The organism is Candidatus Rokuibacteriota bacterium (assembly GCA_030647435.1).
In the GTDB taxonomy this organism is placed as follows: domain Bacteria; phylum Methylomirabilota; class Methylomirabilia; order Rokubacteriales; family CSP1-6; genus AR37.
Genome location: JAUSJX010000022.1, coordinates 1 through 12,158, shown reverse-complemented (window position 1 = coordinate 12,158; position 12,158 = coordinate 1). Strand labels below are relative to the sequence as shown.

14 protein-coding genes are annotated in these 12,158 nt (G+C 68.7%); 9 read left to right on the top strand and 5 right to left on the bottom strand.

Annotation, left to right across the window (positions count from 1 at the left end):
* Nucleotides 1–13 precede the first annotated feature (13 nt).
* Both Q7W02_04015 and Q7W02_04010 read right to left on the bottom strand, forming a co-directional pair.
* Entirely contained in the window at nucleotides 14–928 is a 915-nt protein-coding gene (locus Q7W02_04015) for an ABC transporter permease (GenBank protein ID MDO8475357.1), read from the bottom strand.
* Nucleotides 897–1,823, bottom strand: coding sequence for an ABC transporter permease (locus Q7W02_04010; protein ID MDO8475356.1), 927 nt, complete (start codon nucleotides 1,821–1,823; stop codon nucleotides 897–899). Before Q7W02_04010 ends, Q7W02_04015 begins: the two co-directional genes overlap by 32 nt.
* Nucleotides 1,824–1,933: 110 nt before the next feature.
* Between Q7W02_04010 and Q7W02_04005 the strand changes: the two genes are divergently transcribed.
* Genes Q7W02_04005 through Q7W02_03985 form a run of 5 tightly spaced genes read left to right on the top strand, consistent with a single transcriptional unit; the run spans nucleotide 1,934 to nucleotide 6,232 of the window.
* Nucleotides 1,934–3,787, top strand: a complete 1,854-nt coding sequence (locus Q7W02_04005; GenBank protein ID MDO8475355.1) for an ASKHA domain-containing protein — start codon at nucleotides 1,934–1,936, stop codon at nucleotides 3,785–3,787.
* A 12-nt stretch (nucleotides 3,788–3,799) separates the two neighbouring features.
* Nucleotides 3,800–4,807, top strand: a complete 1,008-nt coding sequence (locus tag Q7W02_04000; GenBank protein MDO8475354.1) for a uroporphyrinogen decarboxylase family protein — start codon at nucleotides 3,800–3,802, stop codon at nucleotides 4,805–4,807.
* 1 nt (nucleotide 4,808) lies between these two features.
* Nucleotides 4,809–5,390: a M23 family metallopeptidase gene (locus tag Q7W02_03995; protein ID MDO8475353.1), complete on the top strand. Its 582-nt coding sequence runs from the start codon at nucleotides 4,809–4,811 to the stop codon at nucleotides 5,388–5,390.
* Between the two features lie 3 nt (nucleotides 5,391–5,393).
* Complete coding sequence (locus tag Q7W02_03990) at nucleotides 5,394–6,083, top strand: class I SAM-dependent methyltransferase (protein MDO8475352.1); 690 nt, start codon at nucleotides 5,394–5,396, stop codon at nucleotides 6,081–6,083.
* Nucleotides 6,080–6,232 (top strand): hypothetical protein, encoded by a 153-nt coding sequence (locus tag Q7W02_03985; protein ID MDO8475351.1) that lies wholly within the window; start codon nucleotides 6,080–6,082, stop codon nucleotides 6,230–6,232. Before Q7W02_03990 ends, Q7W02_03985 begins: the two co-directional genes overlap by 4 nt.
* Nucleotides 6,233–6,412: 180 nt before the next feature.
* On the opposite strand, the gene Q7W02_03980 is transcribed toward Q7W02_03985, so the two are convergent.
* Nucleotides 6,413–7,492 (bottom strand): DUF933 domain-containing protein, encoded by a 1,080-nt coding sequence (locus Q7W02_03980; protein ID MDO8475350.1) that lies wholly within the window; start codon nucleotides 7,490–7,492, stop codon nucleotides 6,413–6,415.
* A 28-nt stretch (nucleotides 7,493–7,520) separates the two neighbouring features.
* On the opposite strand from Q7W02_03980, the gene Q7W02_03975 reads away from it, so the two are divergent.
* From Q7W02_03975 to Q7W02_03960, 4 genes are all read left to right on the top strand, one after another.
* A complete protein-coding gene (locus Q7W02_03975; protein ID MDO8475349.1) occupies nucleotides 7,521–8,405 on the top strand; it encodes a DMT family transporter in 885 nt (294 codons plus the stop codon).
* A gap of 77 nt (nucleotides 8,406–8,482) precedes the next feature.
* Complete coding sequence (locus Q7W02_03970; protein MDO8475348.1) at nucleotides 8,483–9,808, top strand: hypothetical protein; 1,326 nt, start codon at nucleotides 8,483–8,485, stop codon at nucleotides 9,806–9,808.
* A 9-nt stretch (nucleotides 9,809–9,817) separates the two neighbouring features.
* Nucleotides 9,818–10,183, top strand: coding sequence for a preQ(1) synthase (queF, locus tag Q7W02_03965; protein ID MDO8475347.1), 366 nt, complete (start codon nucleotides 9,818–9,820; stop codon nucleotides 10,181–10,183).
* 67 nt (nucleotides 10,184–10,250) lie between these two features.
* Nucleotides 10,251–10,961, top strand: a complete 711-nt coding sequence (locus Q7W02_03960) for a DUF2071 domain-containing protein (GenBank protein ID MDO8475346.1) — start codon at nucleotides 10,251–10,253, stop codon at nucleotides 10,959–10,961.
* Here the strand turns inward: Q7W02_03960 and Q7W02_03955 are convergent.
* Together Q7W02_03955 and Q7W02_03950 are read right to left on the bottom strand one after the other, a co-directional pair.
* Nucleotides 10,958–11,233 carry a hypothetical protein gene (locus Q7W02_03955; GenBank protein ID MDO8475345.1) on the bottom strand — a complete coding sequence of 92 codons (276 nt, stop codon included), beginning with the start codon at nucleotides 11,231–11,233 and terminating at the stop codon, nucleotides 10,958–10,960. The genes Q7W02_03960 and Q7W02_03955 overlap by 4 nt on opposite strands.
* Nucleotides 11,234–11,254: 21 nt before the next feature.
* A partial coding sequence (locus tag Q7W02_03950; GenBank protein MDO8475344.1) for a DMT family transporter occupies nucleotides 11,255–12,158 on the bottom strand: 904 nt, incomplete at its 5' end.

Here is a 12,158-nt window from a genome sequence, read left to right as displayed (position 1 = left end):
GGTGGAACCTCCCTTACTTCATCTTCGGGTCGAGGGCGTCACGGACGCCGTCGCCGAAGAAGGTGAAGGACAGCATCGTGACCGCGATGGCGATAGACGGAAAGACGCACAGGTACCAGTAAGAGCGGAGGAACTGCTGGTTCTCGCCGACCATCTGCCCCCAGGACGGCGTCGGCGGGTTGATGCCCACGCCGATGAAGGACAGCGCGGCTTCGGTGAAGATGGCCTCGGGGATGCCGAAGGTGACCGACACCACGATGGGCGTGAGCGCGCTCGGGAGGATGTGGCGCACCAGGACTCGCCAGCCGCGGGCCCCGAGGGCGCGGGCGCCCTCGACGAACTCCTTCTCCTTGAGCGCCAGCACCTGGGCGCGGGTTTGACGGGCAATTCCGACCCAGCCCGTCAGCCCCAGCGCGATGAAGATGTTCATGAGCCCCGCGCCCAGCATGGACATGACGAGAATCACGAAGAGGAGGCGCGGGAACGCGTACATCACGTCGATGAAGCGCGTCATCAGGATATCGGTCCGCCCGCCGACATAGCCCGCAATCGCGCCGAGCGGCACGCCGAGCAGCACGACGATCACCTGCGATCCCAGCCCGATGAGCATGGACACGCGCGCGCCGTAGATCATCCGCGAGAGCACGTCGCGGCCCAGCTGGTCCGTGCCCAACGGGAACTCGCGCGAGGGGAACTCGTAGATATTCCCGAAGTTGGCCTTCGTGTACGACTGGGGCGCCAGGACGTTCGCGAAGATCGCTACGAGGCAGAGCAGCACGACGGTGACGCCACCCGCGACGGCGAGTTTGTTGCGGAGGAGTCGTCGCCAGGCGTCCCGCCAGAGACCCGACGTCGCCGCGGACGGCGCGGCCGCCAGGAGGTCCGCAACGTCGAGGCTAGTACCTGATGCGGGGGTCGATGAAGCCATAGAGGAGGTCCACCGCGAGATTCATGAGGGTCAGGAATCCCCCGTAGAGCAGGATCACGGCCATGATCATCGGGTAGTCGCGGCCGGTCATGGAGAGCACGAAGAAGCGCCCCATGCCTGGGACGCGGAAGATGGACTCGACGAAGAAGGAGCCGGTGCCGATCGCAGCGAAGAGCGGGCCGAGGAGCGTCACCACCGGGATGCAGGCGTTCTTGAGCACGTGCTTGAGGATGACCGGGGCCTCGGCCAACCCCTTGGCGCGGGCCGTCCGGATGTAGTCGGAGCGGATGACCTCGACCATGCTCGAGCGCGTGAAGCGCGCGATGATGCCCATCGGGCCGAGCGCGAGCGTCACGGTGGGCAGAACCCAGTCCTTGGGTTCGTTCCAGCCGCCGGTTGGGAAGATCGGCAGTACGAAGGAGAACAGCACGATGAGAAAGACAGCCAGAACGAAGTTAGGCACGCTGACACCCAGGGTCGCCACCGTGACTGAGACATAGTCCCACGAGCGGTTCTGGTACACGGCGGCCAGCACGCCGAGCGTCACCCCGCCCGTGACGGCCAGCACCAGCGCCATGCTGCCGAGGAGCAGCGACACCGGAAAGGCGTCGATCAGGATCTCGCTCACCGTCCGCGTCTTGTAGACGAAGGACTGGCCGAAATCGCCCCGCAGCGCCTTGCCGACGAAGATGCCGAACTGCTCCCAGAGCGGCTTGTCGAGCCCGTAGGCCTCGGCGAGGTTCTTCTGCGCCTCGGGCGAGAGCGGGTTGGCGCCCTCGGCGACAGGGTCCAGCGGGCTGCCCGGCGTGGCGTGCATCACGAGGAACGTGACGAGCGCCATCGCGAGGAGGGTCGGGATCAGCCAGAGAAGCCGCTGGAGCGTGTAGTTGAGCACCGGGCCTCCCTGATCACCTGCGGGCCGGACGCGCCCAAGGGTTCATGGGGTGCGGTCACTATCGGCAAAGCCCTCGGGTAAGTCAAGCGGGAAGTGGTATCTTCAAACGCATGGCGACGGTGGCGCTCACCCTCCTGCCCGCCGGGCTCACCCTCCAAGCCAAATCCGGCGCGACCATACTCGCGTCAGCCCACGCCGCCGGGGTTGACATCGAAGCGACCTGCGGCGGGCGCGGCCGCTGTACTTCATGCCGCGTCAAGTTCGTTTCGGGCATCGTCCCGCCGCCTACCATCATGGACGAGGTGCAGCTGGGAGACGCGCTCGTCCGCGAGGGCTACCGCCTCTCCTGCCAGTGCCGGGTAAGCGATCCGATCACGGTGCGGGTCTCTCCGCCGGTGGACGACCAGAGCTTCCAGATCCTGGGCGGCGAGCGCCCTGCGGGCGCCCCGATGCCGGTCACGATCGACGCGGGCGTGACCAAGCGGCTGGTGCGCGTCACGCTGCCCACTGAGGAGCACCACCAGACGTCCGACCTCGAGGCCGTTCTCGCCGCCGTCGGCCGGACACCCGATGACTGCTCTCCGGAGGTCCTGAAGACGCTTCCGCAGGCGCTCCGCGAGCACGAGGGCGAGGTGACCGTCGCCTCCTTCGGCCGCCGCATCCTGTCCGTCGAGCCCGGCGACACGCATCTCCTGACCTTCGGCCTCGCCATCGACGTCGGCACCACGAGCGTGGTGACGACGCTGATGGAGCTCGCCTCGGGCGAGCAGCTCGCGTCGGTGTCGAGTCTCAACCCGCAGGCCATCTTCGGCGGAGACCTCATGTCGCGCATCGCCTTCGCACAGTTCGACCCGGGCAAGCTCCGCAAGCTCCAGACGCGCATCATCGGGCTCCTCAACCAGCACATCGAGCAGGTGTGCCGCGACTCCGGCGTGCTCGCGAAGTGGATATACAAGGTCGTCGTCGTCGGCAACACCTGCATGCACCACGTCCTCCTGGGGATAGACCCCTCGTACGTGGGGCTCGCTCCCTACGCCCCCGTCATGCGCCATCCGCTGACGCTCGCCGCGCGCGAGCTCTTCCTCAAGGTCAACCCGGAGGCGCGCGTCTGCCTCCTGCCCATCGTCGCGGGCTTCGTCGGCGCCGACGCCGTCGCCGTGGCGCTCGCCACGCGCATGGACGACTCGCCCGAGATCAGGATCGCGGTGGACATCGGCACCAACGGCGAGGTCCTGCTTGGATCGCGCGAGCACCTCTGGGCCTGCTCGGCGCCGGCGGGCCCCGCGCTCGAGGGCGCGCAGATCCGCCACGGCATGCGCGCGGCGCTGGGCGCCATCGACCGGGTCACGCTCGAGGGCGGCGACCTGAAGCTCCACACAATCGGCGAGGCCGCGGCGCAGGGCATCTGCGGCTCCGGCCTCATCGACGCCATCGCCGTCCTGCTGGACGCGGGCGTCATCGACTGGACGGGGCTCATCGATCTCGAGCATCTGGACCGCCTGCCCGCGCCGCTGCGCGCGCGCGTGATCAAGCGAGGCGACGAGCGGGCCGTGATCCTCGCCCGCCCGGGCGAGAGCGGAGCCACCCAGGAGATCGTCCTGACCCAGGACGACGTCCGCCAGGTGCAGCTCTGCAAGGGCGCCATCGCCTCGGGCGCGGCCATGCTCCAGAAGATCGCCGGCGTGCCCGACGACAAGGTCGCCGAGCTCATGCTGGCGGGCGGCTTCGGCAACTACCTCTCGATACGGAGCGCACTCAGGATCGGCCTCATCCCCGCCCTGCCCGAGTCGCGCATCCGCTACGTCGGCAATGCGGCCGTCTTGGGGGCACAGCTGGCGCTGCTCTCGGAGGCCGAGCGCGGCCGCGCCGAACAGATCGCCCGCAGCATCGAGCACATCTCCCTCGCTGCCCACCCGGACTTCCAGGACGTCTTCGTGGACTGCATGAACTTCCCCCGCAGCTGAGGCAAGGAGACCATGACCAAGCGCGAGAGGATCCTGGCGGCGATCAAGCGCGAGCCGACCGACCGGCCGCCGTATGCGTTCTGGCGCCACTTCCCCAACGTGGACCGCTCGCCGGCGGCGCTGGCCCAGACCACGCTCCGCTTCCACGAGCGCTACGGCTCGGACTTCCTCAAGGTCACGCCCGCCGGCGGCTATGCGGTCGAGGACTGGGGCTGCGTCGAGAGCGAGGAGCTGGCGCCGGACGGCCACCGCCCCTGCCTGCGCCATGCGGTGAACGCTCCCGAGGACTGGAAGAAGATCCGCCCCGTCGCCATGGAGTCCACGGGCTGGGCGTCCCACATCGAGTCCGTCATCCGCTGCGTGGTGGACCGCCGCGCGGACTGCTCGGTCGTCCCGACGGTGTTCAGCCCGCTGTCGCTGGCGCGCAAGCTCTCGGGCGACCGGCTCGACTACGACCTCAAGGAGAACACGCGCCTCGTCGAGGACGCGCTCGTCGCCATCACTGAGACGATCCTCGCCTTCATGGAGGCGTGTTTCCGGGAGGGCGCGGAAGGAATCTTCTACTCCATCCAGGCCGCGAGCCACGCCTTCCACACGGAAGAAGAGTACGCGCGCTTCGGCGAACCCTACGACCGCCGCATCCTCGAGGCCGTGCGCGAGCACTCGCGCCTCACCGTGCTCCACTGCCACGGCGAGCGGCTGATGTTCGACCGCTTGGCAGCGCTTCCGGCCGACGTGTGGAACTGGGACGACCGCCGCGCCGGGCCCACGCTCGCCGAGGGCAAGGCCCTGGTGCCGGGCGCGGTCCAGGGCGGGCTCAATCAGTGGAGCACGCTCAAGGACGGCACGGGCCCGGACGCCAAGGCCGAGGCGCAGGACGCGCTCGGCCAGACGGCCGGCATTGGCATCATCCTCGGCGCGGGCTGCGTCCTCTTGACCCAGCACTCGGACGCCAGCATGATCGAACTCGTGCAGTCCCTCGGGGGCAGCGTCAAGCTCATGGGGATCAAGCCTCAATAAGATGGCCTGGCGCGGCGCCGTCTCGGGACTTCTGCTGTCGGCGGTCCTCGTGGCCCCTCCGGCTTCAAGTCAGACCTCCGCCGGAACGGACGAGGTCGTCATCCTCTCGACCTACCGCTCGTACAACGGCGCCAACAACCGGCCGCGGCTCAGGCGCCATGCCGGTGTGGACTTCGGCGGCCAGCTGGGCGCGCCGGTCCTCGCCGCCGCCGACGGCGTCGTGAGCCGGGTCCTCAATTGGCCTCCCGGTTGCGGCAACGGTGTGGTCATCGAGCACCCGGGCTTCAAGCGCTGGACGGCCTACTGCCACATGCAGGGCCTCACGGTGGTCCAGGGCCAGCGGGTGAGCCGCGGCGAGCAGATCGGCCTGGTCGGCATGAGCGGCAACGCCGTGAACATCCCGCACGTGCACTTGGAGCTCTGCACGTCCGCCTGCGCCTCCCACGCCGACGGCGACCTCTCGGGCACCGCGGATCCTCTCGCGAGCGCCGACGGCTGCTTTGCTCCCGACAAGGCCTATCCACGCGACCATCTCGTCCTCACCTTTCCTGTCACGTGCCTCTTCTGGATCCGCGGGCAGTAGCGCATGGACCGTATCCTCGAGCCCGAGCTGATGACCGACGAGGCCCAGGCCGTCGCCTACGCGAGGGCCGACTTCGTCCAGGTCAACCAGGGCTTCGTGGATCGCTTCCGCGCGTGCTTCCCCAAGACCGTCGGCGGCGCCATGGTCGATCTCGGCTGCGGCCCGGGCGACATTCCCGTGCGCTTCGCCCGGGCCCTGCCCGACTTCACCATCACCGCGGTAGACGGCTCGGAGCCGATGATCGCGCTCGCGCGGCAGGCGGTGAAGGCGGCCGGCGTGGAGGCCCGCGTGCACCCGCGCTGCGCCCGGCTGCCCATGCTGCCGCTGCCGCTCCAGAGCTTCGACGCCGTCGTGTCGAACAGCCTCGTCCACCACATGCCCGACCCGTATCTCTTCTGGAACGAGCTCGTGCGGCTCGGCAAGCCGGGTGCGGCCGTGCTGATCATGGATCTTTTCCGCCCAGAGTCTCCCGGGCGGGCTCACGAGATCGTCGAGCAGTATTCCGGCACCGAAGCGCCGGTGCTCAAGGAGGACTTCTTCAACTCGCTCTGCGCGGCCTTCACGCTGCGCGAGATCCGCTACCAGGTCCGCTCGCGCGGCCTGGGAGGGCTCGTGTGCGAGCTCGCCAGCGACCGTCACTGGATCGTCTGGGGCCACCTTCCCAAGGGCGTACAGAAAGGACCACCGCCATGAGAGGTGCTATCGCAAGGAAGAGCACGGTGGAGGTCCTGGTGCTCGAAGGCCGGTGGCAGGTCGGGCCCCTGGTCTACGGCCCCGAGCGCGCGCTCACCGACGTCCGGATACTCGTGATCTCCCACGGGCCGCTAACTCCGGAACCGTAACTCCACCCCTCACCCTACCCTCTCCCCATGAGGGGAGAGGGACCCAGTGTGTGAACGTCGCCCCCGGAGAGGAAAAGGGATCCCTTGTGTTTCCCTCTCCCCCAAGGGGGAGAGGGTCGCAGTTCGAGCCGAGACGCTCGCTTCGAGCGGTGAGGCGAGGGCTGAGAGGGTGAGGGGGGATTATTTGGCGACGTTGAAGCGGAAGTGGCAGATCTCGCCGTCCTGGACGACGTAGTCCTTGCCCTCGAGGCGGAACTGCCCCTTCTCGCGCACCGCGGCCATGGAGCCCTCGGCGGCGACCAGCTCGTCGTAGCCCACGACCTCGGCGCGGATAAAACCGCGCGCGATGTCCGAGTGGATGGCGCCCGCGGCGTCCTGGCCGCGTGTCCCGCGCGGGACGGACCATGCTCGCACCTCGTCCTCGCCCACGGTGAAGAAGGAGATCAGTCCGAGGAGCGCATAGCAGTCGCGAAGCACCCGCCTGATCGCTGGCTCGCTCAGCCCGAGGTCCGCGAGAAAGGCCGCCTGCTCCTCCCCCGCCAGTTGCGCCACTTCGGCCTCGATGACGGCGGAGACCCAGCCGACGCCAGTGCCCGGGCGCCGGGCGATCTCTCCGAGCCCGAAGCTCTCGACGAGAGTCTTGCCGCGGTCGATCTCTTTCTCCGAAAGATTCAGGCAGTGGAGGATGGGCTTCTGCGAGAGGAACGTGAAGCCGCGGATCGCACGGGCGTCGTCGTCCGACAACTCAGCCGCACGGACCGGCGTCTCGGACTCGAGCGCGGGCTTGAGGCGCAGCAGGACCGCCTGCTCCTTGACGTCGGCGTCCGTGCGCTTCTTCTTGATGGAGGCCTCGAGCCGCTCCAGCCGGCGCTCCACCACCTCGAGGTCGGCCAGGATCAGCTCGGTCTCGAGATCCGCGATGTCGCCCTTGGGGTTGGGCGCCGCGCCGGCCGCGTCGGGAAAGGCCCGCACGACGTGCAACAGCGCGTCCGCGTTCCTGAACTCCTTGGCGTCCAATCCCTCGCGGTCGCCCTTGGTGATCCCGGCGAGGTCTACCACTTCGAACGACGCGAAGGTCGTCTTCTTCGGCTTGAAGAGCGCGGTCAGCGTGTCCACCCGCGGGTCGGGCACGCGCGCCACGCCCGCGTGCATCTCCGCGCGCGAGCCCCCGAACGACGAGGTCGCCAGCGACGCACCGGTCAGCAGGTTGAACAGCGAGGTCTTTCCGCTCTTGGGAAGCCCGACGAGGCCGATCTTCATTGAGGCTCATGCTACCATAGCCCGTCCCGTGCTCGAGCATCGCTCCCTCGACCCCAAAGGCGCCGCGCTGGCGCTGCTGCTCGCCGCCCTCTGGGGCGCCAATCCCGTTGCCATCAAGCTCGGCCTCTCCGACGTCGCGCCGCTCCAGATGGCGCTCCTGCGCTTCGTGGTCAGCGCCGTTGCGATCTCCGCCTACGCTCTGGCGAGCGGTCGTCCCGACGTCTTCGTGATCCGCCCCGGCGAGGCCAAACCGATCTGGTCGCTCGGCCTCCTCTTCGTGCTCCAGATCGCGCTCATGAACGTCGGCCTCGAGCGCACCACGGCGGCCCACGGCGTGATCGTGCTCAACTCCTACGCCATCCACACCGTGGTCTTCGCCCACTTCATGATTCCCGGCGACCGGCTGACCCCGCGCAAGCTCGCCGGAGTGCTCGTGGCCTACAGCGGCGTCATCATCCTCTTCGGGCGCAGCTTCACGACGTCGAGCAGCACGCTTCTGGGCGACCTCATCGTCGCGCTCTCCGCGCTGCTGCTGGGCGAGCGCATCGTCTACATCGCCAAGACGGTCCAGCGCGTCGATCCGGTGCGCCTCATGCTCTACCAGTCCGTCATCGGCAGTGTGGGCTTCTTTCTGATCAGCCTCGCCGCGGAGTCCGGACGGCCCACCCGCTGGACGACAACGCTCATCGTGTCGATCTTCTTCCAGGGTGTCATCATCGGCGGCTTCAACTTCGTCATGAACGCGCGGCTCTTGCAGATCTACCGGCCGAGCGCGCTCGCCACCGTGGCCCTGACCACGCCGATTTGGGGCGTGCTGATCGCCGCCGCGATCGGGGGGGAGGCGCTGGCGCCGGAGCTCGTCCTCTCCACACTGCTCGTGGTGGTCGGCATCGCGCTGACCATGCGCCGGTGAGGTATCATCGGCCAATGCGCCGAAGCGTGGGGCCAATGCGCCGAAGCGTGGGGCCAATGCGCAGACGCGTGGGGTCAATGCGCCGAATCGTGGGGCTCATGCGCCGCGCCCCGGCCCTCGCGCTCCTCGCCCTGGCCGCCGCCCTTGCCGCGGCGCCGGCGCTCCGCGCCCAGCAGCCGAGCCCGGCGCAGGCCGCGCTCGATGCCGTCGCCGCCCCGCTCTACCAGCAGTTGGCAGCGCTCAAGGGCATCGCCTCCCCCGGCCCGCCGCCGCCGGTCCTCCTCCGCTCGCGGGCGGAGAACCGCCGCTTCATCGAGCAGGAGATCGCCCGCCGCTACTCGCCCGCCCTGCTCGAGGCCGAGCGCAAGAGCATGGTCGCCTGGGGAATGATCCCGCCCGACTACGACCTCCGCCGTCTCTTCCTGGATCTCCTCGAAGAGCAGGTCTCCGCGTACTACGACCCGCGCGGCAAGGTCATGGTCGTCGGCGACTGGCTCCCGCCCGAGCAGCAGCGCGCGGCGCTCATGCACGAGCTGGTCCACGCGCTCCAGGACCGCGAGCTGCCGCTCGACAACTTCATCGCGCCCGACCCCGGCCACGGCGACCGGCTGCTCGCCCGCCAGGCGCTCATCGAAGGCGAGGCCGTGGCGCTCAGCTTCGACCTGATGCTGAAGCCCCAGGGCATGGACATCAGCGGGCTGTCCGATCTCTCCATGGCGCAGGGCCTGATCGTCTCGAGCGCCGGCGGGCCCGTCGTCAGCAAGGCGCCCAAGTTCCTGCGCGACCTCCTGCTCTTCCCCTACGTCGAGGGCCTCGGTTTCGTCTACCAGTTCAGGAAGCGCCATCCGTGGTCGGACACGAGCGCCGTCTACCGCGATCCGCCGCGCTCGACGACCCAGATCCTGCACCCGGAGAAATACCTCGACGCACGCGAGCATCCGCTCCCCGTCGTGATCCCGGACCTCTCGCGCCTCCTGCCCGGCGGCCGCCTCGTGGCGGACGACGACCTCGGCGAATTCGCCCTCAGCGCCGTGCTGGCGCTCCACCTGGGCGAGGTCGATGGGCGGCGCGCGGCGGCCGGCTGGCGCGGCGACCGCTACCGCATCTGGGAGGACGACGGGGGGCGCTTCGTGATCGCCTACCGCGTGGTCACGGCGGACGCCCAGATCGCGGCAGCGCTGGCGACCAATCTCCAGGCCTCGGTCGAGAAGCGACACCCCGAGCTCGCCGGGAAGGCCGCGGTCCGGGGGGGCGGGCTCGTGACCTGGGTTGACGGCGGACGGGTCTTCGCGGTGGAAGGCCGCGGGACGAGCGTCGTTCTGCTGGAGCAGGTGCCGGCGCAGGTTTTCGACCGCGCCCGGGACGCCGTCTGGCGCGCGCGGCCCGTGGGCGCGTCGCGGTAGAATAGGCGCATGCCGAGCCGGCCCGGGAAGCAGCTCGAGGTCGTCCCGAACCCGCATCCCGACCGCGACTACGAGGTCGCGCTCGAGATCCCCGAGTTCACCTGCCTCTGCCCCAAGACGGGCCAGCCGGACTTCGCCACCATCAGGATCACGTACGTCCCCGACCGGAACCTCGTCGAGCTCAAAAGCATCAAGCTCTACATCTGGTCATACCGAGACGAGGGAGCCTTCCACGAGGACGTGACCAACCGAATCCTGAACGACTTCGTGGCGGCGGCCGGGCCGCGCTGGATCGAGGTGGTCGGCGACTTCAGCGTGCGCGGCGGCATCAAGACCGTCGTGCGCGCCACCCACGGCAAGCGCCCCGAGATCTGAGCGGGCGCGGGGCTCCCCGTGAGCACCGTGACCCAGTGAGCACCGTCCCCCAGTGAGTACTGTTCCTATGAAGACCATCCGCCGCCCGCTCCTCACGGCGCGGTGGTCGAACCTCGCGATCCTGACGTACGAGGTGCCGCCGGCGCTGCTCGACCCTCACCTGCCTGCGGGGCTCGAGCTCGACAAGCGCGGCGGGTCGGCGTTCGCGAGCCTGGTCGCCTTCGATTTCCAGGACACTCGAGTGTGGGGCGTCGCGTGGCCCGGCCTGCGCAGGTTCCCCGAGATCAATCTTCGCTTCTACGTCAGGCAGGGTAATCGCCGCGGCGTCGTCTTCATCCGCGAGTTCGTGCCTCAGCCCCTTGTCTCATGGCTTGCGCGCGCGATCTACAACGAGCCCTACCTGGTCGCGCCGATCGAGAGCGGCGTCGCGGAAGAGGCGTCGGCGATCGTGACCATACGCCGCCTGCGCTGGCGCGGGCGCTCCCACGCCATCGAGGTCACCGGGAACAAGCCCGCTGTCCGGCCGGGAGAGGACAGCGAGGAGCACTTCTTCAAAGAGCACCAGTGGGGATTCGGGCGCGACAGGCGGGGCCGGACACTGGTCTACGAGGTCAGGCATCCGCTCTGGGACGTCTACCCGGTGCGCTCGTGGAGCCTCGACTTCGACTGGGCGGCGCTCTACGGCCCGAGCTGGGGCTTCCTGTCAGCCGAAAAGCCGGCGTCCGTCGTGTTGGCGGCGGGGTCGCCCGTGTCCGTCTACCCGCGCGGGCTCCTCTAGTTCTTCTTCTCCGGCTCGCCGGTCTTCTCGATCGTGACGGTGTCCCCGACCAAGATGAAGACGACCCGGCCGTCCTTGGCCTTGTAGGTCCACTTCTCGACGGGGCCGAGCTTGCCGATATCGTCGGGCTTGCCGAGCGCCTTCTCGAGATCGGCGCGTGTCTTCACGTCTCTTGCCTTGGTGACGAGGTCCGTTTTGCTCGGCGGTCCACAGCCCACGAGCACGAAGGCGAGCGCGACGCAGGTGACGAGGCTCCAGATCCGTCCAGTCATGGTGGCACCTCCACGGTTAGGCTAGGCCGCCAAAGACAATAGCACGACCCCGGCGAGCATGACGGCCGCGCCGGGGGCGATCTCGCGAACCTTCTGCTTCTCGTGGAAGAGCAGGACCCCGATACCCAGGGCGAAGAGGATTTCGACCTGCTTGACCGCCTCGACGTAGGACGACAGCGTCATCAGGTACGCGTGCCCCTGGCTGACCGTGGTCAGCGCCGCGAACAGGCCGAAGGAGACGAAGGCCATCCAGTGGCGGGGAACGGCGGCGAAGTATCTCCGGGAAGTCACGAGGACAATGGGCGTGACGAGGAGGCTCGCCGCGAGGTAGCCGCCCAGCGTGCCCATGTAGGGGTCCGAGAGCTGCATCGCCCACTTGATGGTGACGACTGACGGCGCGAAGAAGAGCGCGGCCAGGAGCGTGTAGCGCAGCCCGCGGTCGGTGAAGAGCACGGCCAGCGGCGCCCACCACGAGATGTGCGCCCGTTGGACGTTCAGGAGGTAGACGCCGCTCATGCTGATCAGGATGCCCGCGATGCCGAGGAGACTCGGCGTCTCCTTGAGCGTCACGTAGCCCAGGACGACCAGGACCAGGAGGCTCACCTTCCACAGCGCCGTCACCATCGAGATGGGCGAAAGCTTGAGCGCCTTCGACAGCGCCATCGTCGAGATGATCTGGCAGACCGCGAAGAGGAGGCAGGCCCAGGCGAAGCCGGGCTTGATCACCGGGGCGCCGTGCCAGAGGACGAAGAGCGCGGGGAACGGCAGGAGGAAGGTGAAGCGCCCCCACACCGCCATGTACTCGTCCAGCTCGTGGCCCAGGCGCTTCATCACCGTGTTCCGCAGCACCTGGCAGAGCGCGGCGGTGAGCGCCAGGGCTTCCCACATGCGGCCGAGTCTACACGAGCACCCCCGGATACTTGGC

What these genes read in the sequence shown, in the direction of transcription:
- Q7W02_04015 (MDO8475357.1), bottom strand. Translation starts at nt 928, where the DNA reads ATGGCTTCATCGACCCCCGCATCAGGTACTAGCCTCGACGTTGCGGAC.
- Q7W02_04005 (MDO8475355.1), top strand. Translation starts at nt 1,934, where the DNA reads ATGGCGACGGTGGCGCTCACCCTCCTGCCCGCCGGGCTCACCCTCCAA.
- Q7W02_04000 (MDO8475354.1), top strand. Translation starts at nt 3,800, where the DNA reads ATGACCAAGCGCGAGAGGATCCTGGCGGCGATCAAGCGCGAGCCGACC.
- Q7W02_03995 (MDO8475353.1), top strand. Translation starts at nt 4,809, where the DNA reads ATGGCCTGGCGCGGCGCCGTCTCGGGACTTCTGCTGTCGGCGGTCCTC.
- Q7W02_03990 (MDO8475352.1), top strand. Translation starts at nt 5,394, where the DNA reads ATGGACCGTATCCTCGAGCCCGAGCTGATGACCGACGAGGCCCAGGCC.
- Q7W02_03985 (MDO8475351.1), top strand. Translation starts at nt 6,080, where the DNA reads ATGAGAGGTGCTATCGCAAGGAAGAGCACGGTGGAGGTCCTGGTGCTC.
- Q7W02_03980 (MDO8475350.1), bottom strand. Translation starts at nt 7,492, where the DNA reads ATGAAGATCGGCCTCGTCGGGCTTCCCAAGAGCGGAAAGACCTCGCTG.
- Q7W02_03970 (MDO8475348.1), top strand. Translation starts at nt 8,483, where the DNA reads ATGCGCCGAATCGTGGGGCTCATGCGCCGCGCCCCGGCCCTCGCGCTC.
- queF (MDO8475347.1), top strand. Translation starts at nt 9,818, where the DNA reads ATGCCGAGCCGGCCCGGGAAGCAGCTCGAGGTCGTCCCGAACCCGCAT.
- Q7W02_03960 (MDO8475346.1), top strand. Translation starts at nt 10,251, where the DNA reads ATGAAGACCATCCGCCGCCCGCTCCTCACGGCGCGGTGGTCGAACCTC.
- Q7W02_03955 (MDO8475345.1), bottom strand. Translation starts at nt 11,233, where the DNA reads ATGACTGGACGGATCTGGAGCCTCGTCACCTGCGTCGCGCTCGCCTTC.